Here is a 24,964-nt window from a genome sequence, read left to right on the forward strand (position 1 = left end):
TAAAACAGATAAAAAGATTATCATGAAAAGATCATTGATTGCAATTGCCTTATTGATTACAATAGGGTCATCATTCACCAGCTGCCAGAAGGGGAATCTGATAGATAACCCTAACGTAGGCGGTGCTAATACGCTGGTGCCTTTGCCTTTGCTGTTAAACCACTTAACCGCAACCCTTATCCGTTCTGACGAGCAGCCTTTCGCGGTATCAAGCGTGGGTTCTCAATATATTATTGCTAACTACCAGTACTATCGTGGTAACAACAACTACAACTACGGTAACACTTCAGATAGCTATGATATTTTAAAGTATGCACTTAAGCTGGAGCAGCAATCAAGCCTGGCTAATAAAACCAACGTTTACTATGGTTTAAGCCAGTTCTTTAAAGCTTACTCAGGTGTTTGGTTAACGCAGCGCGTGGGCGATATTCCTTTCTCTGCTGCTGGTGATGTTAATAACCTGACGCCAAAATATGACACACAGCACGATGTTTACAAAAGTGCGCTGACTATGCTGGATAATGCCAATACCGTTATTGGTAACCTGGTGAAACTGACTCCAACACTGGCTAATACCAAGGTTGATGCTTCTGGCGATATTTTTGGCCTTACCTATGTACAATGGCAAAAACTGATCAACGCGTACCGTCTGCGTGTACTGATCAGCCTGAGCAAACGTGCTACTGATAATGCCGATCTGCAGATTCCACAGCAGTTTGCTACCATCATCAACAACCCAACCCAGTACCCTATCATGACCTCGAATGCAGATAACATGGTGTATGCATTTAACACCATCAACCGTTATCCTACATTCTCACTGGGCTTTAACCCTTACAACAACTTTGCTAACCCGGGCGCTACTTATGTAAGCATTGCCGTGGCTACTAAAGACCCTCGTTTATTTGTAAACTCTACGCCTGCACCAGCCCTGGTAACAGGTGGTAAAGCGGTTAATGATTTTACTGCTTACGTAGGTTCAGATATCAACCTGGCTCAATCAGCCCTGTTAGATAACTCTAACAAAGGCCAGTACTCTTTCTCTAACTTTAACCGCTACTACGTATCAAGCAGCGGCGCAAGTGCAGAGCCATTCATCTTTATTGGTTACCCGGAGATGTGCTTTAACATTGCCGAGGCTATTAACAGAGGTTGGGTTACCGGTACTGCCAGCACCTGGTACCTGGCCGGTATCAATGCATCATTGGCTAACTTTGGTTTAACTCAGGGTCAGTCGCTGAACATCACCTTCCCTATTTCTTCTACAGACGCCGCTATCAACCCACGTGGTTTGAAACAGGGCGATGTGTGGGGTACTGCTACCGCAGATATTGCTACTTTCTTAGCTAACGTAGCTTATGCCGGTAACAACACCACTGGTTTAAACCAGATTCTTACCCAGAAATATATGGCCATGGTTATCAACTCTGGCTGGGAACCGTTCTTTAACTTCCGCCGTACCGGTGTGCCTGCGTTTGCACAGGGTGGTGCCGGTATTGGTACGCCAAACCTGCAGATCCCTCGTCGTTGGTTATATCCATCAACCGAGGCTTCTTACAATACCGATAACTATAAAGCAGCCCTTAGTTCACAATATGGCGGCACAGATGATCCTACAAAGGATAGCTGGCTGACCAAGTAATAACCGTTTCTCTAAATCTTTACAGGGATTTCCGCAAGGCAATCCCTGTATTTTATTTTAATACAACTATGAAAAAACTATTCATCTTTTTGGGGCTAAGCATTGCCGCAACTTTTAGCGCAAGCGCACAAATTGCCGACAGCGTACAGCGTCATGTAGTGCTGCAGGGTGCCGCCAACTTTCGCGATCTGGGTGGTTACAAAACTGCCGATGGTCGCCAGGTAAAATGGGGTAAAGTTTACCGCAGTGCCGATATCAGCAAGCTAACTGAAACCGACCTTGCCGAACTGGAAAAACGCCACGTAAAATATGATGTGGATCTGCGCGGTCACCAGGAATCGGCCCAGGCACCTGATAAACTGAACCCGGGGACTGATTACATTTTATGCCCCGCCGGCAGCGACAGCCTGAGCACCATGACCCGCGATTTTGCTGCCCACAAACCAGCTGATTCTATTATGTTGGCCTTTTATAACAATACCCGTTATTTAACAGACCGTTACAAGCCATTCTTCCGGAAACTGATGGCCGTACCTGCTGGTGATGCACTGGTTTTCCATTGCACTGCTGGTAAAGACCGTACAGGTATTGCCGCCGCATTGTTTCTGTATAGCCTGGGTGTGCCATACAACACCATTGTTGACGATTACACCGCCACTAACTACTACCGCCAGAACGAGAATGCCAAATCTATAGCTGCTATTGCTGTTATGATGAACATTGATAAAGAGTCGGCTAAAAAGATGATGGGCGCTAAGCAAGAATACATTGGCGCTACTTTCAACGCCATCAAAAAGCAATACGGTTCTGTAGATAATTTCCTGAAGAACCAGATAGGTCTGAGCAACAAAGACCTGAAACAATTGCGCGATAAGTATTTGCAATAATTTTCTGCCTCACCCCAACCCCTCTCCAAAGGAGAGGAACTCACAAATGCATTTTACCAATATACGGGTAAAGCCCCTCTCCTTTGGAGAGGGGTTGGGGTGAGGTTTTTAACCACTATGATCACCCAATTCACCATAAGAGATGCCCGCGAGGCAGACATTCCCGAACTGAGCCTACTGCTCACCCAGCTAGGCTATCCCTGCACGCCCGAAGAGGTAAAAGTGCGTTTTGACGCATGGGCCAATCACCCTGATCACCGTACGCTGGTGATCTGTGATGGCGACCGCCTGGCCGGCATGACCGGTTTAATGAAAAGCCTTTGGGTGGAGAAAAACGGCACCTATGTGCGCATCCTGGCCTTTGTGATCCATGAAGATTATCGTGGCCAAAAGATAGGTAAACAACTGCTACAGGCGGTGGATACCTGGGCGCACGAGATTGGCGCCAATACCATTGTAGTAAATAGTGGCAACCGCGAGGAACGCATCCCAGCGCACCACTTTTACCAGAATAATGGTTACAAAAGCTATGCGCTGGGTTTTGTAAAATCGCTTTAAACGGTGCGGCCCATCAATGGGTCGCTTTGGCTGTGTTTGCCGGTTTCTACGCGGCCGGCGTAGCGTTGTTCAAATAGTTCGGCACCGTTCACTTTCAGGCTTACATCATACCAGCCGAAACTTTTTTCTAGCGGTAATGCAATGTTTGCCGATGCACCTGCAGCCAGCGTTTGCTGTTTGCTGCCGGTTTTGTAAGCATTGTCTGTCAGCGTTACCGTGTGCGGCCTGCTATCATTATTTTTTATGCTGATGACAAGGTTGCCCGTTAGTTGATTTTTGCTGATGCGATTGCGCTCGTAAGCTACCGTCGCTTCAACTTGCGGATTGCTGGCGTCACCTTTAAACTCGCGGTAAAAGCCGTTGGGGCCGTAAGCGCGCAGGTGATATTGTTTAGTCTCGAATGCATCCAGCGGCCATTGATCGTTCAGCGTATCGCCTGGTTTAACAGCGTAGGCCCAGGTGCGCAACGGATCTGATTTTGCGGCATCGGCCTGGCTCTGGTAATTGCCCATAGCGTAAATATTGAACGGCACGCCGGCTGTTTTCGATCCAAAAATGTCTTTCCCGTTTTTAAAGCTGATGTTAAAGGCTTTTTTATCTGCCGAGAGGTTGCCATCAACATACAACTCATAGGGTAACGCGCATGATGGGCGGACGCCTTGCTCTTGTTGCGGCAAATAGTTTACATCTTGCACCTGGCGGATCTGTTGCTGCTCCTCGGCCGTAAAGTTTTTATAGGCCGATGGTAGTTCTTTAAACTTGGCTTTGTGAATGCCGGGTATAAAAATGTCTTTGTTTAAGAATTCGGGATTGGCCGCCTTTTGCTGATCCTGATTTCTAAAAGCAGATGACAGGTCGCCGCAAATGGTGCGGCGCCAATCAGATATGTTGGGTTCGGCAACGGTTTTGCCGGTTTTGTGCGACAGGAATTTCTCCAGGAATTGTAGCGTAGAGGTATGATCAAACACCTCTGAGTTTACCCAGCCGCCTTTTGACCATGGCGAGGCAATCACCATCGGCACACGGAAACCCAGTCCGATAGAACTCTCGCGACTGTATTTCTCCGGGAAATCATGACGCTCGTTCTCCTGCTCCCAGGTCACAAAATCTGGACGGGTATCAATGCCCTCGGAGGCTTTGCCTGTACCGGTTTTATGCGGATGTGGCGCAGTAAACGGAGGCACATGGTCAAAATAGCCATCGTTCTCATCATAGGTAAGGATGAAAATGGTTTTCTTCCAAACGTCGGGGTTTTGCGTTAAAATGTCCAATACCTCAGACACGTACCAGGCACCGTACCAAGGAGCAGACGGGTGGTCTGAAAAGTTTTCGGGCGATGACAACCATGATACGGTTGGCAACTGCCCGTTCTTTACATCCTGGCGAAACTGGTGGAGTACGTCGCCCTTCGGCACCTGCATTTTGCGGGTCTGCCCGGCATCGTCATAGCTCAATTCGGTCAGCTGATGATAGTCTGGATCATTCAGGTTGGTATCAAAAGCTTTTTTATGCAGATTTTGTTCGTGCGCACTCAGTGAACTGAATGGGCGCTTGGCGGCATCTGCCAGTTTCTGGTTAACGTCGGTCAGTTGTTTTTCTTTGTCCTGCAGTTGCTTTTGTAGCACGGTGGCCTCATCGCCGGCAGGCTGGGCGGCCAGTTTTTGTTTTAGGGTGGCAATTTGGGCTGGTAGTTCGGCCTGCTGTTTCCTTAACTGCGCCTGGTGTTTAGGGTGCAGATGGATGTTATACTGACCGAAAAACTCCAGCGGGTTATCCTGAAAATTAGATAGCCATGGGTCTTCTTCGCCCTCAAAACCTACATCGATGCTCATTTCGTTCTGGTAACATTTCCAGGAGATGCCGGCAGCTTCCAGGCGCTCGGGGAAAGTCGGCCAGTTGAGCGTGCCATAATCCATATCCTCGTTCCAAACATGGGCGCGCGCGTTTTCATCCAGCTGATTGCGTACGGAACCCGTCCAAAAGTATAAACGGTTGGGGTTGGTGCCAGTTAACGAAGAGCAGAAATGCTGATCGCACACGGTAAAGGCATCAGCAAAAGCGTAGTAGAATGGAATATCCTCGCGATTATGGTAACCCATGGTGAGGGGCATGTGGCTGTATTCGGGTGTGCTGGAGTGCTTTTCGTCCAGCCATTTATCGTGTTTGCCGTCATTATGGGCATTTACCTGGTTGGCCCACGAGTGCGGCAGCGAGTGCATCCAGGTGGCTTTGGTGTTTTTGATATCCAGGCGGAAGGGTGCATAAGTTTGCCCCTCTTTATTGCTTTGCAGCCAAACCGGATTCTGATTAGCCAAACGAATTGCCCGAGGGTCATTATACCCGCGTACACCACGCAGGGTACCAAAACAATGATCGAACGAGCGGTTTTCCTGCATCAGCAGTACTACGTGCTCGGCATCAAGGTAAGTGCTGCCCTCGGCAGCGTTAATGGCCAGGGCTTTGGCAATGGCGGCGGGCATTACGCCGGCCAAACCGGCAGCTCCTGTTAACAGGGCCGCTTTTTTTATAAAATCTCTTCTGCTTTCCATTTATATCATTTCAACCGAAGCGGGTTGATTGGTAGTTGTTTGTGCTGTTGATTTGTCTGACCTGGTGGCGTTGGCGTTCTGTAAAAAATAGATTAGCGATAATACAGCGGCCACACCGCCAACTACGGCCACCACAATAGTGCCCGCATTAAAAAAGTTTAACCAACTGATGCTGCTTATCCCCAACTCCTTGGCCAATAGAACCGCCACGCTGCCCAGGTAACCAATGGCATCGGCAATGCAGATCAAAAAGCCTACGTTACTGCGGTAGTTGAAAGCGGCAATCATCCGGTCAAAGAAAACGGAATTATAGGGCACGTAGCCCATATAAAGACCCAGCCCGGCGATGGTCATCCACGTAACCGGACTAATCTGGTGGTTGTTATAAAGCACGGTGCCTACGCCTACCATCACAAACCCGGCAATCATCATGATGTGGATAATACTAAAGGCTAACAGGTTTCTTTTAACTAATATAAGCAAACCCAGGGCAACCAATACGGTAACGGCAATAATACTATCAATACTGGCATATAACGATGGGGTTTTAATGCCCATTCCGGCCCAGATCTCTACCTCAAAGTTATCGCGTACATCGCGCATGATGTTCAGCATCAGGTAGGTAATTACGGCTAGTAGAATACCCGGGAAGAAGCGGATAACAAACTGGCGGCGTTCTTCGGCGCTCATTGGGGCGCGTTCGGTGCGCAGGCGTTTATCCTCATCGTTTGGTGGAGGCATAATCTCCAGGCAAAACATAAACACGACGAGCGGCAACACAAATAATGCCCCGGTAAGAAAAGGCATATAAAATTCGCTCACATGAAAAACGTTCATGAGCGTGCGGCCAACAAACTTTACAAAGCCCGAAGCAAAGATGAGGCTGATGGCCATCACCGCAGCCATAAACTCGGTAGAGCGACGGCCCTCGATATAACCGAACACCAGGCCCCAGATCATCCCCAGTGGCAGGCCGTTGATGAACAAAAAGATGATGTTATAAGGCGGCGGCACCAACGCAAACCCCAGCAAAGCCAGCCAGGCAACGCCAATAAACAGCAAAATACTTCTGCCCCGGTTAGCCTGCTTAACTTCTGCCACGTAACGGATGCCATAAAACTTGCTGATAGTATAGCCTAGCACCTGCACAATAACCAACCAAACTTTATAATCTATATGCCAATACTCGTGCCCGCTAAAAGTGGCGGCGGTAAATGCCTTGCGCATAGAGTACATACAGGTATAGGTACCAAACGAGGCGATGGCCGCCATTATGGTTAAACCTGAGTAGTGCCATTGGGCCACCCTTGTACGGAGTTTCTCTTTGAATTGCATTGAACTGAGCGTTTAGGCCGCTGCAAAAGGCAACAGCATATCAATTCAATATTAAGACTGTGTTATAAACAGTTCAGTAAATGCAGGTTAAGTGTAAATTAAGTATTTTCAAATAGTTAAGTGTAGTGTGAAATTATGGTTACGCGCCACTGGCAATAGCCTGTGATTGAAAAGCATAAAACTAACTTAACATGAAGTAGATAGCTTTGCCACTACCATCAACATAAAACCATTACCCCATGCCCCTAAAGTATTTAAGTTTATTGCTGCTGTTGTTAATTGGTCGGTTGGCCAACGCGCAGCAGTTGCCCAACGCCCACTCGCATAATGATTATAACAAGGCAGAGCCTTTTGATCATGCTTATCGCAATGGTTTTGGATCAATAGAGGCCGATGTTTTTCTGCGGAAGGGGCGGTTGTTGGTATCGCATGATACGGCAAGCCTTTCAACCAGTCGTTCGCTGACCAGGATGTATCTGAAACCGTTGCGTAAGGCCTTGAAGAAAGATACCTCGCGCCGTATAACCTTGTTGGTAGACTTGAAGGAGAGTTATAGCAGCATCCTCCCTGAGTTGATCCGTGAGCTGAAACCGTTACGTAAGTTTTGTAAAGGCTATAACCTGAATGGCCGACTGCAAATCCTCATCAGCGGCAACAGGCCATTGCCGGCACTGTTTGTAAATTACCCGGATTATCTCTGGTTTGATGAAGATTTGAAACACCCCTATGATGCCGTGGCGCAGAGCAAGATAGGGCAAATTAGTCTCCGGTTCTCTGATTATGCCAGCTGGAAAGGTGTTGGGCCGATGCCTGCCGAAGACGAACAACGCGTAAAAGCCGTGATAAAGGCCGTACACGCCATGCACAAACCCATCCGTTTTTGGGATGCACCCGATAGCCCCGCCGGTTGGACGAAGTTATTGCAGCTGGGTGTGGATATGATTGGTACGGACCATATTGATGAGCTGACAGCGTTTTGGAAACAACGCTAGTAGAACGAAAAGGATCGGGGGATTTGCCGGACGGATATTGTTTTTATTAGAATTAAAGCCTATTTTCATTTTAAATGAAACCTATATCACTGCTCTTACTCCTGCTATTATTCAGCATTTGGGGATTTGCCCAGACTTATGATCCGCTTAGTTTAAGCAAGCGCATATTCTCAAGGGATACAATGCCTGATTTGTCTAAGTACAGTACTGACGAATATCAGGGACACCCAAACGGTACGGATTTGCCGTCTTATTTTACACCGTCTTTTGAATTATTGGGTCAGACAGCCAACACCGCAGTTGTTTGTATGGCGATAACCGACACCACTGGCAATGTTTTGAATGCTTATCTGCATTTTAAACATGAAACGGTTTGGAAACTGGCCGCCTTTCGAGCTCTCGCTATGACAGGAATTATACAGCAGGTTAATGCAGAGTTAAAAGCCATGAAACCGGCACAAATTGATAGCATTATTGCGTCAAAGCCAGTGGATGGAGTAGATCAACGAATATTTAAGTCTAAAGAGGAGTATCAGTTCGTGTTAGACAATAGCAGTTTGACCCTTGCATCAGACGATAAATTGGTGGCACATTTTAATCATCATCGCCAGTTATTTGAACAGTTGAAGGATGAATTGTTAGCAAATAATAATGCGTCAGCTTTTGAGAAAGATGTAAAAACGAAAGCTGACGGTATGAAGCCGCGGATTAATGCATTGCTGATAAGTAATGTAACGGCAAAGGGAGATACACGTTGCACCGGCCTTGATTTCTTAATAGGCGGAATTACAGATAATTCAGTAGGCTATCTATATTTTAAGAATGAGAAAGATGTGCCAGAAATGTCACCCGGCGAATACATTATGATCAGAAAATTGGGCAACGGGTGGTACTTGTATAAAACCACGTAATTAAAAAATGCCCTCCGACATTGCGCCGAAGAGCATTTAACTATAACTGATTATTAATGGAGGCTTAGCCGTTATATCTTTTCCTAAGCAGATTCATCATATAAACATTGTTGGCCCATTGGTCTGAAATGGGTTTTTGTGAGTATGGCAAATGCACCATGTATGGATACGGGCCAAACTCTGGCGTAATGGTAGCCAGTGTATCTCCTGCTGCACGTTTGCGGGCAATTATCTTGTCCCACCAGGCTATGTGGTGTTGCAGGGCTTCATCCCACTCCGGTGCAGCCGGATCTGGCACTTGTGGGCCCTCCTGGTAGCCTACGCGGGCATGAATATGTTCCGCACGCTCAATGGCTATTGCCATGGCTTCTTGCTGATCTTGCAGGAAAGACTCTGCCACGTTTACCCAATGCGAGGCATCCAGCGTGATGCGTAGTTCTGGGATGCGTCTCAGATAATCAGCGGTGATATGCGCTGCGAAAGTGAATTTATTGCGATGCGTTTCATGATACACCTCAACCCCGGTGGCACGGGTATGCTCGGCTGCGCGTTCTACCAGCTTTTTGTTTTGCTCAAAGCTGAAGTAGTCTTTACCGGTTTGGGCATCTATCTTGAGCGCTTTGTAAGGCGCAATCATGTCCAGCCATGCACCATAGTTTTTTAAATGCAGGTCAAAATCAGCATCGTAGGTGCTATAGTGCTGCGGGATGGCCAGCAGGCCATATTTTTCAAAATTGCTCCAGGCCTCGTCCAGCTCCTCTTTGGTTGACTCGGCAGGGATGCCGTATTCAACGCCGTCATAACCGGCCTCTTTTACGTTGCGGCAAAATTCATCCCAGCTTACGTTCTCGCAGCCCCAGCGCGGGCAAAAGAATTTTATTTCCATGTGTTTATATGGGTATATGCGTTAGTTTATTGCGATGCACCAGGCAATCTACAATATGTCATGCTGAGGAACGAAGCATCTCTAAGGGTAGTCCTGTTTGCTTGTCCTCAGAGATGCTTCGTTCCTCAGCATGACATTGTGGTTGAGCATCTCTGGGTGCCGCAATGACTTGTTTTGTTTTCTACTTTACGTTCAATGTAATCTCGTTCTCTTTCGATAGGAAATCCCTATCTGCCGATAAGCCCTTCGCACCTGATTTTGCCACCGCATCATTAGTCACAGTTTGCACCGGCGTGATACAAGAAGTATTCTTCTCGCGGAACGGCACATTGTAAGCCAGGTTGTAAGCCGAGATCATTGACCAACGCGGTTTGTCAGACAGGTTTGCCTCAGACATGTGCAGCGTGTTGGGGTGGAAGAACAGCAGGTCGCCGGGTTCCAGCTCGCAGTGTACCAGTTCAAAACGCTCAAGGGCTACGTTTACAAAGTCCATATCGGCACCTTGTTGCTCGCCCGCAAAACTGTGCTCCAGGCGACCGATCTTATGCGATCCTTTCAACACCTGCAGACAGCCGTTTTGTTTGGTAGCTTCGGTCAGCGCCAGCATCACACTAATCAGTGCATCAGGAAACAGGAAGCCGTTTTTATACCAGTAGCCATAATCCTGATGCCATTCCCATGCGCCGCCAACCTTCGGCTCTTTCTGCATCAGTTTAGAGTGAAAGTGACACACCTGGCCTTCGCCCAGCAGGTCTTGTACTGCGTTAACCATGGCTTCGCTACGGGTAAGCAGGCCGTAGGCATCATCGCCGGGGGTGAACCACAGCGTCAGTTTGGTGCGTTTGCCGGTTTGATCGTTAAAATCAAAGGCTTTATCCTTCAGCACATCATCGTCGGTAGCAATATTATAGAGCATACCTACTTCTTCGGCGCTTAAAAAGCTTTTAACCACCAGGTAGCCGTCGCGGTCATAAGCGGCTTTTTGTTCGGTACTTAATTTTAAATCTTTCATGGTATTAAAATTTCAAATGGATGTTTAATTATAACGCTTGGGAGATCAAAAAGTACTGGGATTGTGCGATTCCCCTCTTGAGAGGGGGGAGGGGTGTGTCCTTTACTCGTCGCATGGTGAATGACACACCCCCGCTTTCGCTCTTTCCTTCGCGCCCCCTCTCTAGAGGGGAGGTCATTTTGGCCCTTACGCCCCTATCTTTTTCAGCGTATCATCAACAAAACGTTTGGCGCGTGGGATGTCTTCCTCGTCCAAATGCTCAATGATGATCGGGATATTCGGGTGTTTTTTTGACAACAGTTTCAGATACAGCTCGTAGTTCAGTACGCCTAAACCAGCAGCTGGCAGCTCTACATCGCCTGCACCGCGGAAGGTGTGCGATTCTACCGCATCAATAGCAGCGTGTTTTTCCTGGGCATTTTCGGCCCGTTTAATGTCTTTGGCGTGGGCTATCTTGATTTTGTCTTGCAGGGCATTAAAGATGCGGTACAGCTCGCCGTCAACATCTTTAATATTGTGTCCGTTGAAATAGTTGGTCGGGTCCATCAGCAGGCCAACACCGGGATGGTCCACCTCTCTGAACAGGCGCAGCAGTTGGTCTACGCTGCCTACCACGTTGTTTACATAATTTTCTACCAGAAAAACGGCATCATGCGCGTAGGCAAAATCAGCCAGTTCCTGAATTACCTCTTTAATCTCCTGGAAAGCTTCTTCGGTAGCATTTTTTTCGTGGAAAACCCAGTCGCTGCTTGGCTCGTAGGTGCCGGTTTCACTGATGACGTATGGAGTACCAAACTCGCGCGCAAACTTCAGCAGGGTTTTTACGTACTCAATATTCTTGCGCTTTTTCTCCGGATCTGGCGAGATCAGGTTGGTATAGCCTGAGATAGCCACAATCTCAATATTTGCATCGCGGAAGGCGTTGCGGATGGTGCGTGCTTTTTCTACCGTTAAAGTTTGTGGCAGCGTATGCGGATCATTCAGATCAAAGTCTTTAAAGCTCAGGTCGAGCTGGATGCAGTTAAAGCCATCTTTTTTTACTTTGGCAATGGTTTCTTCTAAAGTATATGGATAGTATCCATTGAAAATGCCTACTGAGATCATAAAGGGTTTATTTAAGGTTTTGCAGTGTTTCTGATAGTTTTACGGTTCTTTCTTCTTTGATGGAGAGGTACAGCGCATCAATAGTAGCCATAGTGTGCAGGTTGTCGCGGCCGTTAATTTCGGGCAGCGTGTCATCCTCTACTGCGCACAGCAGTGAGGCCATGGTGCCTTCAAATGCATCGGGGAACCAAACGGTATCCCACGTAGGTTCAATCCATTGGTCAGGGTGTTTGCGACTGGTAAATTTTAGCGTGCTCAACCCTTTCTCGGGGAACTTTGGCCAGCCAATCTCGCCGGTAGCCATGCCGTCCAGGCCTTCTACCCGCCAGCGGATGTACATATCCTTTTGGGTGCCCTCGCCCTGCCATGCCCATACATCATCCAGGCTACTTGCCATAATGCCATTGGCATATTGGAAAGTATATTGCGTGATGCCGTCGATATGGTTGAACTTGGTGCGAGGGTCAGGGCGGGTAATGGCCGTAACTTTCTCCGGATCGCCGAACAGGTAGCGGAAGGTATCAATGTGGTGGATACCCATGTTGAGCATCTCCAGACGATCATATTTCTTCAAAAACTCCTGCCAATGCGGTATGGCGCGCATATCAATAGTAGCCAGCACGATCTCGCCAAAGTAATTATGGTCCAGCAAGGTTTTCAGTGCGCGGATAGATTGATCATAACGCATGTTGCTGTTAACCGATAGCTTGATGCCGGCCTCTTCACACAGCAGTACAATCTGGTTGGCCTCGTCCAGGTTCATAGCCAGCGGTTTTTGGCACAGAATGCCTTTGATGTGGCTTTTCTCTTTTACGGCCTCGCGCACAATTTCCAGTTGCACATCGGGTGGAACGGCTATGTCCAGAATCTCAACCTCGGGGTCTTTGATCAGTTCCTGCCAGGTGTCATACACGTTGGGGATATTGAACTCGGCGGCAACTTCTTCAGACTGTGGGCGGTGCAGCGATGCAATGCCATAAGAGTTAAAGCCGGCATTGCGATAAGCCACCTGGTGGCAGCCTTTGATGATGGCTCCCGAACCGATGGTGCCTATCCGCCAGTCTTTACGCCGGGGCATTTGCGCCGCAATTTTGAGATCTAAATTAAATTCACTCATAATTATATACAAGAAATGGTTTTATGGTCAGGTTAAATTGGCTGCCTGCATCGCGCGACCGGCAACGTGTGCGAGTATCTCGCTAAGTGCTTGTTTTTCACACTTCTGTACAAGGCATAGCAAAGCGCTGGCTGTTTGAGCCATCGTTAAGAATTTGCCAGTATTAAAGCGCTGCGTTTATAGCAGTTGGTTAGTTTGCATAACAAAGCTAACGCCAGGCCCCAAACCAATTGTGTAGGATTTTTGCATAATGATGTGATATTCTATCAATCCAAAGAAAAAAAGAGGAAATGGAGAGTGCGGCGATAACCTGAAGAGTGGTTATCGCATGGGGGAATTTAAGCTGCTGTATTTAAGTCTGAATATTGCTAAAGGCCTGAATAATAATCGTAACCGTGTTCTGCCCAGTAGTCTGGTGGTCGCTGATTGCTGAAAGTGATGGTGCCTATTCGCTTTAGGTTCTTGATGCCATACTTTACCGGGATAATTAGCCGCAAGGGTTTCCCGTGTTGGGTAGGCAGAGGCTTGCCGTTCATTTCATAAGCAAGTAATGTTTGGGGATGTATAGCGCTGGATGTATCAAGGCCAACGTAATATCCCTTATCGGGTGTCATCAGGCCCACATAATCCATCTTGATCTCTTCCTGCAAGCCAAAGTGATTGATAAAATCGATAAAGCGAACGCCTCCCCAGTGCTGGATCTGGTCCCAGCCTTCTACACATTTAAAATCAAAAACAAGATCAGTTTTTGGTAGCGCCTGTATTTCCGGCAAACTGACATTTAAACGGCTGCCGTCTTTTTTTATCACCTCCAACCGCCAGGCGCCTGCATCAATTTCTCCTTCTGCGCCGATATCCTCATTATGACGCACATTTTTGGTGGCCATTTCCACCGGATAGGTCTTAACGAGGTGGGTTTCATTAAAAACCAGGCGACGGAAAAAGAGCTCTGTTTTATTTAGGGCCCGCCGTAATGGCAAGCGGGCACCAGCGGTAACACCCGGTGTTTCCGCTGGTGCATTGTACAGCCATCTCCATCCCCCATAAGCAGTGGCGCCCAGCAATCCAAACACGCCAAACGACAGGAAATTCCGGCGTTTGATCTGCTGTTCAACGGTAAGCGGCTTTTTAATTCCTTTCTGCTTCATTGGTTTTTATTGGTGATGATTCTTCAATAACCTCAAATCCTGAAACTACCGACCGGAAATTATTCCAGCCGGCAAGGATAACTTGCACAATATGGATCAGAAAAAAGAACAGGTACCCAAGTGTCAGCACGAAATGCCAGATGCGGGCCATGTGATAGCCGCCCATTACCCAAAGCAGCCAGTTGATTTGAACTGGCTTATAAATAGCCAGGCCGGTTAACACAGAACCCAGCCCCATGATAATAATTGCGGAATAGGCGATGCGCTGTGCTGCATTGTATTTGCCTTGCGGGGGCGCTGTTTTACGGATATGCAGATCATGCAGCATAACCGCCCATGCTTCTTTAAATGACTTTTTCTGTGGCCAGAGCTCGCGCCAATCACCAGAGATAATGGTATAAAGCACGTAAAAGATGCCGTTGAGCGTGAAAAACCACATAAAAAGAAAATGGAAAGCCATGCCCTCTGACAGGTGGTGCGGAATGTGCAATAAATTATAGAACCACTCCGGAAAAAAGCGAACAAAGGTATGGCCAAAGATGGTGACGGTATAAACGTCATTAGCCCAATAGATTAGCAGTCCGCTCCAGATCATGATACCCAGCAACGGAAAATTAACCCAATGGGTCCAGCGCATAACCAGCGAATGCTTTTCTTTAATGGCCTTCATCTGAGTATTAAATATACGACTTACTATTTACCTCAGATTTTGTGTTGCATGTTTTTTTAGGTCAGCGTATTTGTTGTGTGCTTCTTTGTGTTGACAAATTTTTTGCTTTTGATGCAATTCAGGAATTCATTATCGATGTTTTGAAGCCATTATTCGTCAACAAGTCTTTTTAATTATAAAAACACTTCTCCATTATCAGGTACATGGGCCCGATGCTCAAAGCCGTTAGCTTGCAATGCCGCCTTGATGTCGGCGCGCGACTCTGTTATGTGATTAACGCTTTCAAGATGTACTACATATATGTTGGCTATTGGCGCATAATGGCAAACGGTAAGGATGTCTTTAATATCCATAATAATGGGATCTCCGGTGTTGAACCGGGCGCCTCCGCCATTTAATATAATATGATTAGGCTTATATTTATCGATAGCTTGTGCTACTTCGTCGCACCAAATGGTGTCGCCAGCTATATATATGCGTTGTTGCTCGTAAATGATAACATACCCGCAGACTTTGCCCAATAGGGTCTCGATTTCGCCCTTTCCGTGATGTCCGTCAGTACGGATAATTTGTACTTTGCCAACCTGGATTTCCTTTTCAACAGGTATGACATTATTAAAGCCAGACTGTAGAATGGCGTTTACATCTATCGGTGACGCATATACGGGGATGTGTTTAGGTAAAAGCTGCTGCGCGGTTTCATCCCAGTGATCGCGGTGCAGATGGGTCAATAAAACGGCGTCAGTGCTGTTAATAAGTTGTTGAAGCGCCTGGTCGTTTATCGGCAGATCTACTGTTGGGTTTCTGATAGAATTAGCCGTGTTTATTATAGGATCATAACTTCCCTTTTTGCCCAGCATGGGGTCAATCAATATAGTTTTACCATTGATGCTGAGAACTAATGTGGCATTGCGTAAAAGCTGCAGGTTCATGTTTTTTGTTTGCTAAATTTGACACCTCAAAAGTGGTGTTTAGTAAGCTCGGCGCCAAGAAATGCACTTTTTAGTAACCTGTTCACCTATTTGTAACCATGGATTTAAAACAGTTTAAACATTGTGGACTGAATGTAACGCTTGGTATGCTGGCTGGAAAATGGAAACCCATTATCCTTTTTTACTTGTTCCATAACGATCAGATGCGCTTTACCGAACTGTGGCGGGTAATTCCAAAAGTGACGAAGAAGGTATTGTTAGAGCAATTGAAAGATCTTGAAGCCAATCAATTGGTTATACGGGAAGAGAGGCATACTTTCCCGCCAGAAGTTTATTATGGATTGTCAATGCAAGGCAAGGCATTGGGTCCGGCGTTGGCCGCTTTGGAAAACTGGGCTAACGAATATGTACCCACGCAGGTAGAAGCAATGCGAAAAGCCACAAAGCCCATCAATAAGTAATGAGCTCTGGTGGTGCAACGAGCAAACGCCGGTGGCTTATTTGAATACTTTCACAGATATCAAGACAATATATGGCATAAAAAAAGCCCCTCAGATGATCTCTGAAGGGCTTTTAAGTGTGGGAGCAACAGGATTCGAACCTGTGACCCTCTGCTTGTAAGGCAGATGCTCTGAACCAGCTGAGCTATGCTCCCCTCGCGTTTGGGATTGCAAATATAGCATTTAATCGTGGTTTTCAAACTCTGTCTTGTTTTTTTCTCTTCAGATGGTGCTGCTGTGCAAACTATTTGCAAACTATGACCGGGTTAATAAATTGATTGACTTTGTTGGTGTTGATTTAATAGCTGAATTATACTTTTTGTACTTCTATCCATTAAACGTTTATAGTGATTACTTTCACATCTGGCATTTTCTCAATATAGGTTTTTCTAACCTTTGGCGACAGCATTAATAGGAGGTAATAAATGGGAATCCATATTGCTGATTTGATGACTGATTCTAAAAATGGGAATAAAAAAAATGTCATTATACTCAAAGGTTTGTAATCATAGTTTGGATCATAATATCCAGCGACAATACCTGTTTCTTTGAAAATAAATGATCGCGTTGTTAAATATTCATAGTCATCGAATTTTCCTTCTTTCAATAAGTTTTTAAACTCGTCCTTATCTACCAAAATTTTATTTGAGCTTTCAATCCAAATGGGTTCACCATTAGAGCTTGACTCTGAAGAACCATTAAAGCCTTTGTAATTATTGATAAACGGACTGCCATTTAAAATAAATACAAATGTAAAGAGTAAGAAACAAGATGAATAATCCAAAGGGTCGGATTCATAGTTGATACAAAGAAGTAACCAAGAGTATGAGAAAGGTATTATTAAACGCTCTTTTAGATTTCGTGGCTTATACTCTTCAAATAAAGTTTTATACTTATTGCCGTTGGAAGACTTATTATAGTAGCTGGGAAACTTTATAATAAGATATTTACCTATAATGACGAATATCTTAAGACTAAGAAAGACTAATACAATGCGTATGGGTAATTCAAAAATTGAATGATAATTAATTAGATATGTTATCCAAACCAAGGGAATAAATAAACATATTCTTATAGAAACGTATGTAAGAATACTTTTATAGGGGTATTTATTCATTCTTTGTTCCATAAATTCCCATTTTAAATTGACCGCTGGTTAAATCTTTATATGAAAAAAATAAGGTGTTGGAAAACGTATCCTTAACAGGTAGATTGACACCAAGAATAGCGGATGTAAGAAGATTAACCGTCCTAAATTGAGCACCTTCGTCTATATTGTCCCAGTTGAACATTATTGCATGGTATTTAGATGAATCATTTATATGCCATTTAAAACTGCCCTTCGGGATAATTAAATCAGTAGTGTTAACATGTTTATATGAATACCCTGTACCGTTGCTCTTAATGATTAAAAGAGTGTCCGTTGTGTTTTTGCCAATATAAACTCCGACATATTGATTTTTAATCTTATAAAAATAATAGCCAAATGCAATTAATAGGCCTGTAATTAATAAGGTGATTATTGTTTTAAGTTTCATTGAAATAAGATTTAATTTAAAATTAGTAAAATATGGGATATATCCTATAATAGATTAATTGGGGTTACATCACCTTAGCAGAGGTGAATAATATTAGAAATCAAGAGTATTTAATTGCTTTTGGTAGTAACCTTAGGAGTATCAGAAAAGCAAAAGGGCTTTCTATGGAAAAGCTTGCCCAAAGAGCTGGAATTGAGTATTCCCAGGTTTCTGATATTGAACATGGAAAAATAAATACGACAATTTCAACGGTTGCTCTTATTGCATCTACATTAGAAATACCGGCCAAAGATTTATTTGATTTTTAAGCCTCAAATAAGTCAAAATAAAATCAGCAATAATTTAGGCTATATTAATTGAATGTATGCTTCTGTAAGATTGCATGCAGTGAAAGGTTATTAGCTGAGTTATACCAATCGATTAAATTCACCCATGCTCCTTTTTCTTCTAAAAGAGATGAGTAAGTAGGAAGCTATAAAATGTCATCTATAATAATGTAATTCATGTACAGCTGGCATTGGTTATCTATTATATAACAGATTTGATTATTCAAGATAGCAATCTTTTCTACTGATAAAATACATCCTTCGCTTTCTGCATTCTTCTGATATACATTAAATGGACAATAAATACGCTTTAAGGTTCCTGAAGTAGTAATAACCAAAATGCTTATATTATTGACGTACTTATAAAAATCTGAGTTTTTCATAATGATTTAAATTATAGGAATAAGAAAAGGTAACAGACGTCTAACCAGTTACCTTTTCAAATACTAATAGGCTTATAAAATCTATCCTTCAAATACTGTTTCCTCTATACTGTTGTTTACTTCTTTTGGTGAGTACACATAGCGATAATCTAATATTACTTTCTCTTTGGTTTGAGGAATAGTGTATTCATAAGGTTCTTCAACTTTGGCCTTAACAATTGCTCCAGGCATTTCTTTACCAATTAATGTTTTGCAGATAGCTTCATCAAAAGTTGAAGGTATCTTACATTTTCTTGCTGTAACATAAGGCATACCCGTAGCCTTTGATAATACAACTTCGATTTCTCCTTGCAATTGCAACAAGAAAAATTCACCATCAGTCCCCTGACATTTTTCGTAATTCAAGATCGTTACCATTTTTAAATGAGTTTAAATGTGAAATAAATTTGATTGCCTAAGCTTGACGGGGTATGCCAAGCATCAATTTCAGGTGTAACCCCTCCTAAAAGTCGGACTGCTTAAAGGACGAAAAGTCTTAACTTTAAACAGTCAACAATGAAGAACTCTATTATTACCGAAGCACAGATTGTCAAAGCCATCAAAGAATATGAAGGAGGCCGTGAGCTAAACGACATCTGCCGGGAACTGGGCATCCACAAATCAACCTTTTATAATTGGCGAAAGAAGTATGCCGGCATGGATAGCCAAGAACTGAAACGATTGAAAGAGCTTGAAGAAGAGAACCGCAAGCTTAAGCATATGTATGCAGAACTGGCTCTGGACAATAAGATGCTGAAGGACGTTCTTTCAAAAAAGTTCTAAAGCCCTGCCAGCGCAAAGACATGGTTGCTTACTTACTGGAAGTTTACAGCGTAAGCATTAGCAGGGCTTGCCGGGTAGTAAAGCTGCCCAAATCCATGTATTACTATAAGAATGTCCGGGATGATTCAGAGACTATTGATAAGCTAATTGAGTTATCTGAACGTCATCCAACCGAAGGTCAGGATCTATATTACAGCAGGATTCGGCATCAAGGGTTGCTATGGAACTACAAGCGTGTAAGACGTGTTTACCTGCTGCTGGGTATGAATAAACGCCGCAAGGTCCGCAGGCGTGTGCCGGCAAGAGTCAAGGTCCCACTGATCGTGCCTGAGCAAGCTGGAGATACCTGGTCGATGGACTTCATGTGTGATGTTCTGATGAACAGAAGAAGGTTCCGAACGCTGAACATTATTGATGACTATAATCGGGAAGCTATTGCCGTAGAAGCTGCTTATACCATGCCAGCCGTTCGGGTAACTCAGATATTGGAGCGAACGATTCATGAACAAGGTAAACCAAACTGTATCCGGGTAGATAACGGGCCGGAGTTTAACAGTAAAGAGTTTAAGGATTGGTGTAAAAGCAAAGGCATTACAGTACAATTCACGCAGCCTGGCAAACCCATGCAGAACGGCTATATCGAGCGGTTCAATAGAACCTTCCGGGAGAATATTCTGGACGCTTACTTATTTGAAGATATCCAACAGGTACAGGTACTGGCTGATGAATGGATGGATGATTATAACTACAGCAGGCCTCATGAAGCATTGGGAGGGATAACGCCTGACCTGTATAAACGGCTAAACTGTGGGGATATTGAAAACTCTGGCGAGTTTCCAACATCTCCACAGTTACAACAATGATAATTATATTTTTGAATTAAATAATTCTATAAAATACCGGTCCGAACTAAGGGAGGGTTACACAGGGAAGGGAGGTGTTGATGGGCAGGATGGAGAAATAATACACAAAAAAAATACTGGTGAAATTAATCGCCAGTATTTTTGTGTTGCAAATGTTGCATTCGTTGCACTGTTGCTGCAACACTTGAAAGATTTTAGTTTTCTAATTCCTTTCTCCATCGACCAACGGTGGATTTATGTACACCTATTTCATCTGCGATGTTGGTGTCACTAATACCCTGTTTAAATAGAGCGTTAGCTTTATCCCGTTGTTTTTCTTTAACAGCGTCTGATTTTTCCAATAATACATGTTGACTTTCATCAACGTCTTTCTCTTGAACTTCAAACCATAAAGTTTCTCTATTCAATCTTAACAACGTTGCGCTATCACTCTCCTCCGCTTCACGTGATTTCATCCTTTTTAAAATACGATAATCGATATTTAAATAGCTTTTACGTAAGAAGAAATCAGCATCGACTAAATCTGTTAAAGCACCCGCCCCCGATTGCATATCACTATGCGTAAGCTGGTTATAAGAACCTTTTTTTGAATGATGAACGACTAAGAATGCGCAATTAAAATCATCTTTTAATCGATTGATTTCTTTAATCATTTTAGACATTTCATGATTACGCTCATTATCCTTAGAAAAAGCTGTTCTAAGATTATCAATCACTATTAAAACAGGATTATATTCTTTACAGAAATTTCTAATCGATTCAACGTTTTCAAAAAAACCCGATCTAGGACTAAAACAGTAGGCTTCATATTTACTTTCAGGATTGTTATTTCCCAATAAGGTATCCATTCTCTTTTTTATGGAATGATCGCCTAATTCTAAATTTAAATAAAGAACATTTCCATTTAATTCGATTTCTTCTCCAAGAAATTCAGTGTCTCCGGCAGCTACTTTAATGGCTAGCTGCATTGCTAAAAACGATTTTCCTACCCCACGTTCAGAAGGAAATAGAACAGTATTTTTTTCAAGAATAAAATTTCCAAATAACTTCCTAAGCGGTTTTAGATTTTTTCCTTCTTTAGCTAATGCGCTAAAGGACTTGAATTCACTTGTCCAAAGCTTTTGTTGCGAAACTTCTGCAACACTTGCAACCACTGCAACATTTCTTTCTTCTTTAAAATTCTTCATATCAAGGTTTTCCCTTTGACTCTTTTCATTCTCACTTATATCTTGATATTTTTCTATCATAGATTTAAATTAAAATATTGCGCTCCAATATTAGAACGTGAAGCAAATATTAGGATAAGAAAAAAGTCTAAAGGTCTTAAAATGGTCTATTAGACTATTTAATTCATCATTTATATAGGAACATACTCTTTAGTCTCTTAAAGTTATTGGCTGTTTTTTTGAAGTATCTTCTATTCTTTTATCCGGTTGCAAATATGTACTGATAGTGCTTTTAGAAAACTCCCTGCCATCCTTGTCTACGAAATTATTGAGGATAAAATGTTCTAGTTCTTGCTTAGTCAAATCCAGAAACTGTTTTCTTAGATTATTCTTACCATCATTTAAGTCAAGCAGCAATGTTGTAAGTGCATTAATATTACCAAGCCATTTAATTTTCTCATTATTTCCAACTAAAACAACATTGCTTTTGGTTTCCTCATTAACGGATATGTATTTTAAAAGATGGTTTTTTAGGCCACTTATATGAAGTCTAATTGTTTCTAATACTTTATTATCTTCTTTATTAGTTGCATTCTGTATATCTAATTCAAATGACCTGCTTAGGTTATCTAATTCAATTCTTATTATTTTGAGAAACTTGCTTTTTTTTAAATCCTCATTATAAAGTTGGAAAAGCTTCTCTCTTAAATAATTTTCAAAATAGTTATCCCATGATTTTAACTTGCCAACTAAATATGTTTCAAAGGAAATCTTACTTTCTGAACCATCTTTAAATAAGAAAGAATAAACTTGTTCTTTCTCATTCCAAATAATATTTGGCTCATCAAGGTCATTGCTACTGTAGTCTAAAAGGGTATTTGCAATAAATTCGTCGACCGCGTTAAATCTTCTGTGTAGACCGAGGTACTCTTTATTTTGAACAAACCGAAAATAATTATGAAGAGGGTGCTTATCCATCGTTTAGCCAAATTATAAATTATACTTGCAAAAACTTATCAGCTTGATATAATTTGTATAATACGGAGAAGTTGACCAGGTGATTCCGTGGCAAATTGACCACCCAAAGTGCTGGCGAACGAGCGCAGCGAACGCTGTAGAAGCGTTGTCAAAAGTAGTTATTTAAAGTGTGTTTTGCAGATAGCTTTTTTCGGGCTCTGCGGGCCTTCTTTTTCTCATCGACTCTCCCTTTAGTTCCATCCGGTGCGCATCATGCACGATGCGGTCGAGGATAGCATCAGCGATCGTCTTTTCACCAATGACCTCATACCATTTACTGACCGGCAGCTGAGAGGTGATGATCAGGGATGTCTTACCGTGCCTGTCCTCAATGATCTCCATCAGTGCGGCCCTGCTCTGCGCATCAAAAGGTTGTATACCGAAGTCATCCAGGATCAGTAGTTGCTGGCGTTCCAGTTTGGCTACATCCTTCATGTAGGAACCATCTGCCTTGGCCATCTTCAGCTTAGCAAAGAGTTTGGGTGTGCTGGCATAGAACACGCGGTAACCCAGTATGCAGGCTTGGTGTCCGATAGCAGAAGCGATATAGCTTTTGCCGATACCGGTGCTGCCTGTGATCAACAGGTTCTCATTCCGGTCAATAAAGTGGCAGTCTGCCAGGCGCATTACCTGATTGCGGTCGATACTACGGTCGGCATGGTAGTGGATGTTCTCTACCGAGGCCTTATAGCGGAACTTAGCATACATGATCGTACGCTCTATGCGCCTGTTCTGCCGGTCGTCCCATTCGGCCTCTACCAGGTGGGCCAGCAGTTCATCAGTGGTGTATTCTGCGGTCTGTCCCGTTTCCAGGCAGCTTTTAAAGGCATGGTACATGCCATAGAACTTCAGTTTGCGAAGTTTGTCTAAGGTGTTCGTGTTCATATCGATCTGTTCATTAATGGTTATTTATAGTAGTTCTCTCCCCGGATATTGTCATGGCTGGGCATAGGCAGCTCGTCAGCAAATAAGCTTTCCTCGTAGCTGTCCATCTTGTTCTCCAGTATCTGCTGTATGGTCTTGTAGTTGTACACGCCATAGCCGAGCGCACGCCTGCAAGCGCTGGCCAGCCTTTCGTTACCTGCCTTGCGCGCCAGGCTGAGGATACCGATACAGGAGCGGTAAGCTTGTTCCGGATGTTGCTTTCGGTCCAGTATCTTCAGGATGTAAAGCCTCACATCCTCGTGAATGGATGCTGCCCATTCCAGGAACTTATCGGGTGTCCATTCGGTCATAAAGCGGTGTGTCGAAGCCAGGTGATCTTTATCCGTTGTGTAGCTGTAAGGGCTTTTGATGCGCCTGTGCATGGCGATGCGTTCATAGTGGTAGTAGACTTCTACGTTGGTGCGGGAATACAGCAGTTTGACCTTCCTGCCGATAAAGCGGTACGGTACGCTGTAGTAGTGTTTGTCGATACCCAGACAAACATGTCCGTTCTTCATTACAGTGGCCTGGTGCTGCCGTTTGAACTCATAACGTAATGCCGGTAATGGCGAGAGTGCCTGGCGTTCTATCTCCTCGAACTGGAGCTTTCTGCTGTAATTGCGGCCTTTCAGCGGCTGGCTGTTATGTGCTTCTAAAGCGACCTTGATCGCGATATTCAGTTCTGCAAGGGTATGATAGGCCTCTTTGCGAACAGGTGCGTAGATACGGCTGTAAACGATCTTAACGGCTCCTTCTACCAGTGCTTTGTCACGAGGGCGGTACGCCCTCGCTGGTAAGATGGTCGTTCCGTAATGGTCGGCAAAGTCAGCAAAGGTCTCGTTCAGCGTTGGCTCATAGCGGTTACTCTTGGTAACGGCAGCCTTCAGGTTGTCGGGAACGATGGCGGCAGGTACGCCGCCATAAAAGTGCAGGGCATTCTCACAGGCTGCTATAAAGTCTTCTTTCTGCTGGCTCAGCACAGCTTCTACGTAAGTTAGTTGGCTGGCGCCAAGGATAGCAACGAACACCTCGGCCTCGATGACCTCACCGGTATCCTTGTCCGCTATGCTTAGCTTTTCACCGGCAAAGTCCACATACAGCTTATCACCGGCTTTATGATCCAGGTGCATCGTGGGGTTCACGCGGGCTTTCCACTGGTTGTAATAAAAGCAGAATTGGGTGTACTTGAACCCGTCAGGGAACTCTTTGATATAAGCTTCCCACAGGATGCGGCGGTTCATACCGACACGCTTTAACTCTTTATCTATCTGCGGGAAACAGCGTTGCAGGGCCACCATTCGCTTGTCCGGGGGACGTTCACTGCTTTTGCCAAAGAAGTCCTCCAGCTCCTTATCATTAAGGGTATTGATTTCCTCGAACGTAAAGCCGCTGGCATCGAACGCAATAAGGTACTTCTTTGCGGTATTGCGTGACACGCCGGTCTGGGCCGCTATCGATAGCTTGCTGCGGCCCTGGCTGTACATCCTGAGGATCTGTCTTATCTTACTCATGCTTATCGTAGTGTTGGCCATTAGTGAAGTTGTTAAACCTCAAAAATAGGCCTGCTTCTACAGCATATGTGGCTCGTTCGGGGTGGTCAGTTTCCTCCGAAATCAGGTGGTCACTTTCCCGCGGAATCGGTGGTCAGTTTGCGCCGAAATCAGGTGGTCAATATCAGCGAA

Annotated in this window: 23 protein-coding genes, 1 tRNA gene and 1 pseudogene; 8 read left to right on the forward strand and 17 right to left on the reverse strand. The window is 44.3% G+C overall.

Features of this window, described 5'->3' with window-relative positions:
* Window positions 1-22 precede the first annotated feature (22 nt).
* The 3 genes from ABZR88_RS21845 to ABZR88_RS21855 all read left to right on the forward strand — a co-directional run bounded on the left by ABZR88_RS21845 (window position 23) and on the right by ABZR88_RS21855 (window position 3,087).
* Complete coding sequence (locus ABZR88_RS21845) at window positions 23-1,642, forward strand: SusD/RagB family nutrient-binding outer membrane lipoprotein (RefSeq protein WP_107831392.1); 1,620 nt, start codon at window positions 23-25, stop codon at window positions 1,640-1,642.
* A gap of 68 nt (window positions 1,643-1,710) precedes the next feature.
* Window positions 1,711-2,529, forward strand: coding sequence for a tyrosine-protein phosphatase (locus ABZR88_RS21850; RefSeq protein WP_107831390.1), 819 nt, complete (start codon window positions 1,711-1,713; stop codon window positions 2,527-2,529).
* Window positions 2,530-2,646: 117 nt separating this feature from the next.
* Complete coding sequence (locus ABZR88_RS21855; protein ID WP_107831387.1) at window positions 2,647-3,087, forward strand: GNAT family N-acetyltransferase; 441 nt, start codon at window positions 2,647-2,649, stop codon at window positions 3,085-3,087.
* Here ABZR88_RS21855 and ABZR88_RS21860 read toward each other — a convergent pair.
* Window positions 3,084-5,636 (reverse strand): phosphocholine-specific phospholipase C, encoded by a 2,553-nt coding sequence (locus tag ABZR88_RS21860; protein WP_107831385.1) that lies wholly within the window; start codon window positions 5,634-5,636, stop codon window positions 3,084-3,086. The two genes, ABZR88_RS21855 and ABZR88_RS21860, sit on opposite strands and share 4 nt — an antisense overlap.
* Window positions 5,637-6,971: a DUF5690 family protein gene (locus ABZR88_RS21865; RefSeq protein WP_211309876.1), complete on the reverse strand. Its 1,335-nt coding sequence runs from the start codon at window positions 6,969-6,971 to the stop codon at window positions 5,637-5,639.
* 239 nt (window positions 6,972-7,210) lie between these two features.
* Here ABZR88_RS21865 and ABZR88_RS21870 point away from each other — a divergent pair, with 239 nt between their 5' ends.
* Window positions 7,211-7,963: a hypothetical protein gene (locus ABZR88_RS21870; protein ID WP_107831383.1), complete on the forward strand. Its 753-nt coding sequence runs from the start codon at window positions 7,211-7,213 to the stop codon at window positions 7,961-7,963.
* A 74-nt stretch (window positions 7,964-8,037) separates the two neighbouring features.
* The gene (locus ABZR88_RS21875) at window positions 8,038-8,874 is read left to right on the forward strand and encodes a hypothetical protein (protein WP_107831381.1); all 837 of its coding nucleotides are present in this window, start codon (window positions 8,038-8,040) and stop codon (window positions 8,872-8,874) included.
* Window positions 8,875-8,938: 64 nt separating this feature from the next.
* On the opposite strand, the gene ABZR88_RS21880 is transcribed toward ABZR88_RS21875, so the two are convergent.
* The 7 genes from ABZR88_RS21880 to ABZR88_RS21910 form a co-directional block, all read right to left on the reverse strand.
* Entirely contained in the window at window positions 8,939-9,760 is an 822-nt protein-coding gene (locus tag ABZR88_RS21880; RefSeq protein WP_107831379.1) for a sugar phosphate isomerase/epimerase, read from the reverse strand.
* Between the two features lie 181 nt (window positions 9,761-9,941).
* Window positions 9,942-10,772 carry a phytanoyl-CoA dioxygenase family protein gene (locus tag ABZR88_RS21885; protein ID WP_107831377.1) on the reverse strand — a complete coding sequence of 277 codons (831 nt, stop codon included), beginning with the start codon at window positions 10,770-10,772 and terminating at the stop codon, window positions 9,942-9,944.
* A gap of 186 nt (window positions 10,773-10,958) precedes the next feature.
* A complete protein-coding gene (locus tag ABZR88_RS21890; protein WP_107831375.1) occupies window positions 10,959-11,876 on the reverse strand; it encodes a sugar phosphate isomerase/epimerase in 918 nt (305 codons plus the stop codon).
* A gap of 7 nt (window positions 11,877-11,883) precedes the next feature.
* The gene (locus ABZR88_RS21895) at window positions 11,884-12,993 is read right to left on the reverse strand and encodes a Gfo/Idh/MocA family protein (RefSeq protein ID WP_107831373.1); all 1,110 of its coding nucleotides are present in this window, start codon (window positions 12,991-12,993) and stop codon (window positions 11,884-11,886) included.
* A 368-nt stretch (window positions 12,994-13,361) separates the two neighbouring features.
* Window positions 13,362-14,141, reverse strand: coding sequence for a molybdopterin-dependent oxidoreductase (locus tag ABZR88_RS21900; protein ID WP_107831371.1), 780 nt, complete (start codon window positions 14,139-14,141; stop codon window positions 13,362-13,364).
* Window positions 14,122-14,811 carry a cytochrome b/b6 domain-containing protein gene (locus tag ABZR88_RS21905; protein ID WP_170113689.1) on the reverse strand — a complete coding sequence of 230 codons (690 nt, stop codon included), beginning with the start codon at window positions 14,809-14,811 and terminating at the stop codon, window positions 14,122-14,124. Before ABZR88_RS21905 ends, ABZR88_RS21900 begins: the two co-directional genes overlap by 20 nt.
* 173 nt (window positions 14,812-14,984) lie before the next feature.
* Window positions 14,985-15,743: an MBL fold metallo-hydrolase gene (locus ABZR88_RS21910; RefSeq protein WP_107831369.1), complete on the reverse strand. Its 759-nt coding sequence runs from the start codon at window positions 15,741-15,743 to the stop codon at window positions 14,985-14,987.
* Between the two features lie 98 nt (window positions 15,744-15,841).
* Here ABZR88_RS21910 and ABZR88_RS21915 point away from each other — a divergent pair, with 98 nt between their 5' ends.
* Window positions 15,842-16,204: a helix-turn-helix domain-containing protein gene (locus ABZR88_RS21915; RefSeq protein ID WP_107831367.1), complete on the forward strand. Its 363-nt coding sequence runs from the start codon at window positions 15,842-15,844 to the stop codon at window positions 16,202-16,204.
* A 119-nt stretch (window positions 16,205-16,323) separates the two neighbouring features.
* On the opposite strand, the gene ABZR88_RS21920 is transcribed toward ABZR88_RS21915, so the two are convergent.
* From ABZR88_RS21920 to ABZR88_RS21930, 3 genes are all read right to left on the reverse strand, one after another.
* A tRNA-Val gene (locus ABZR88_RS21920) sits at window positions 16,324-16,398 on the reverse strand.
* 179 nt (window positions 16,399-16,577) lie between these two features.
* Window positions 16,578-17,027 carry a hypothetical protein gene (locus tag ABZR88_RS21925; protein ID WP_107831365.1) on the reverse strand — a complete coding sequence of 150 codons (450 nt, stop codon included), beginning with the start codon at window positions 17,025-17,027 and terminating at the stop codon, window positions 16,578-16,580.
* 325 nt (window positions 17,028-17,352) lie between these two features.
* Window positions 17,353-17,781 carry a hypothetical protein gene (locus ABZR88_RS21930; protein WP_107831363.1) on the reverse strand — a complete coding sequence of 143 codons (429 nt, stop codon included), beginning with the start codon at window positions 17,779-17,781 and terminating at the stop codon, window positions 17,353-17,355.
* Window positions 17,782-17,864: 83 nt separating this feature from the next.
* On the opposite strand from ABZR88_RS21930, the gene ABZR88_RS21935 reads away from it, so the two are divergent.
* Window positions 17,865-18,089: a helix-turn-helix domain-containing protein gene (locus tag ABZR88_RS21935; protein ID WP_170113688.1), complete on the forward strand. Its 225-nt coding sequence runs from the start codon at window positions 17,865-17,867 to the stop codon at window positions 18,087-18,089.
* Window positions 18,090-18,571: 482 nt separating this feature from the next.
* Here ABZR88_RS21935 and ABZR88_RS21940 read toward each other — a convergent pair whose 3' ends face one another.
* Window positions 18,572-18,907, reverse strand: coding sequence for a hypothetical protein (locus ABZR88_RS21940; protein ID WP_107831357.1), 336 nt, complete (start codon window positions 18,905-18,907; stop codon window positions 18,572-18,574).
* A 138-nt stretch (window positions 18,908-19,045) separates the two neighbouring features.
* On the opposite strand from ABZR88_RS21940, the pseudogene ABZR88_RS21945 reads away from it, so the two are divergent.
* Window positions 19,046-20,175, forward strand: a pseudogene (locus ABZR88_RS21945) (IS3 family transposase).
* A gap of 194 nt (window positions 20,176-20,369) precedes the next feature.
* On the opposite strand, the gene ABZR88_RS21950 reads toward ABZR88_RS21945, so the two are convergent.
* The 4 genes from ABZR88_RS21950 to istA form a co-directional block, all read right to left on the reverse strand.
* Window positions 20,370-21,422: an AAA family ATPase gene (locus ABZR88_RS21950; protein WP_107831789.1), complete on the reverse strand. Its 1,053-nt coding sequence runs from the start codon at window positions 21,420-21,422 to the stop codon at window positions 20,370-20,372.
* Window positions 21,423-21,551: 129 nt separating this feature from the next.
* Window positions 21,552-22,319, reverse strand: a complete 768-nt coding sequence (locus tag ABZR88_RS21955; protein ID WP_107831791.1) for a hypothetical protein — start codon at window positions 22,317-22,319, stop codon at window positions 21,552-21,554.
* Window positions 22,320-22,481: 162 nt separating this feature from the next.
* On the reverse strand, window positions 22,482-23,243 hold the full coding sequence (gene istB, locus ABZR88_RS21960; RefSeq protein ID WP_107831783.1) for an IS21-like element helper ATPase IstB: 762 nt from the start codon (window positions 23,241-23,243) through the stop codon (window positions 22,482-22,484).
* A 20-nt stretch (window positions 23,244-23,263) separates the two neighbouring features.
* Window positions 23,264-24,793 carry an IS21 family transposase gene (gene istA, locus ABZR88_RS21965; RefSeq protein ID WP_369434689.1) on the reverse strand — a complete coding sequence of 510 codons (1,530 nt, stop codon included), beginning with the start codon at window positions 24,791-24,793 and terminating at the stop codon, window positions 23,264-23,266.
* Between the last annotated feature and the right edge of the window lie 171 nt (window positions 24,794-24,964).

This window comes from Mucilaginibacter yixingensis, from assembly GCF_041080815.1.
Classification (GTDB): Bacteria; Bacteroidota; Bacteroidia; order Sphingobacteriales; family Sphingobacteriaceae; genus Mucilaginibacter; species Mucilaginibacter yixingensis.

What these genes read in the sequence shown, in the direction of transcription:
- ABZR88_RS21895 (WP_107831373.1), bottom strand. Translation starts at nt 12,993, where the DNA reads ATGAGTGAATTTAATTTAGATCTCAAAATTGCGGCGCAAATGCCCCGG.
- ABZR88_RS21940 (WP_107831357.1), bottom strand. Translation starts at nt 18,907, where the DNA reads ATGGTAACGATCTTGAATTACGAAAAATGTCAGGGGACTGATGGTGAA.
- ABZR88_RS21850 (WP_107831390.1), top strand. Translation starts at nt 1,711, where the DNA reads ATGAAAAAACTATTCATCTTTTTGGGGCTAAGCATTGCCGCAACTTTT.
- ABZR88_RS21955 (WP_107831791.1), bottom strand. Translation starts at nt 22,319, where the DNA reads ATGGATAAGCACCCTCTTCATAATTATTTTCGGTTTGTTCAAAATAAA.
- ABZR88_RS21915 (WP_107831367.1), top strand. Translation starts at nt 15,842, where the DNA reads ATGGATTTAAAACAGTTTAAACATTGTGGACTGAATGTAACGCTTGGT.
- istA (WP_369434689.1), bottom strand. Translation starts at nt 24,793, where the DNA reads ATGAGTAAGATAAGACAGATCCTCAGGATGTACAGCCAGGGCCGCAGC.
- ABZR88_RS21900 (WP_107831371.1), bottom strand. Translation starts at nt 14,141, where the DNA reads ATGAAGCAGAAAGGAATTAAAAAGCCGCTTACCGTTGAACAGCAGATC.
- ABZR88_RS21860 (WP_107831385.1), bottom strand. Translation starts at nt 5,636, where the DNA reads ATGGAAAGCAGAAGAGATTTTATAAAAAAAGCGGCCCTGTTAACAGGA.
- ABZR88_RS21905 (WP_170113689.1), bottom strand. Translation starts at nt 14,811, where the DNA reads ATGAAGGCCATTAAAGAAAAGCATTCGCTGGTTATGCGCTGGACCCAT.
- ABZR88_RS21845 (WP_107831392.1), top strand. Translation starts at nt 23, where the DNA reads ATGAAAAGATCATTGATTGCAATTGCCTTATTGATTACAATAGGGTCA.
- ABZR88_RS21880 (WP_107831379.1), bottom strand. Translation starts at nt 9,760, where the DNA reads ATGGAAATAAAATTCTTTTGCCCGCGCTGGGGCTGCGAGAACGTAAGC.
- ABZR88_RS21875 (WP_107831381.1), top strand. Translation starts at nt 8,038, where the DNA reads ATGAAACCTATATCACTGCTCTTACTCCTGCTATTATTCAGCATTTGG.
- ABZR88_RS21930 (WP_107831363.1), bottom strand. Translation starts at nt 17,781, where the DNA reads ATGAAACTTAAAACAATAATCACCTTATTAATTACAGGCCTATTAATT.
- ABZR88_RS21855 (WP_107831387.1), top strand. Translation starts at nt 2,647, where the DNA reads ATGATCACCCAATTCACCATAAGAGATGCCCGCGAGGCAGACATTCCC.
- ABZR88_RS21885 (WP_107831377.1), bottom strand. Translation starts at nt 10,772, where the DNA reads ATGAAAGATTTAAAATTAAGTACCGAACAAAAAGCCGCTTATGACCGC.
- ABZR88_RS21865 (WP_211309876.1), bottom strand. Translation starts at nt 6,971, where the DNA reads ATGCAATTCAAAGAGAAACTCCGTACAAGGGTGGCCCAATGGCACTAC.
- istB (WP_107831783.1), bottom strand. Translation starts at nt 23,243, where the DNA reads ATGAACACGAACACCTTAGACAAACTTCGCAAACTGAAGTTCTATGGC.
- ABZR88_RS21870 (WP_107831383.1), top strand. Translation starts at nt 7,211, where the DNA reads ATGCCCCTAAAGTATTTAAGTTTATTGCTGCTGTTGTTAATTGGTCGG.
- ABZR88_RS21950 (WP_107831789.1), bottom strand. Translation starts at nt 21,422, where the DNA reads ATGATAGAAAAATATCAAGATATAAGTGAGAATGAAAAGAGTCAAAGG.
- ABZR88_RS21910 (WP_107831369.1), bottom strand. Translation starts at nt 15,743, where the DNA reads ATGAACCTGCAGCTTTTACGCAATGCCACATTAGTTCTCAGCATCAAT.
- ABZR88_RS21890 (WP_107831375.1), bottom strand. Translation starts at nt 11,876, where the DNA reads ATGATCTCAGTAGGCATTTTCAATGGATACTATCCATATACTTTAGAA.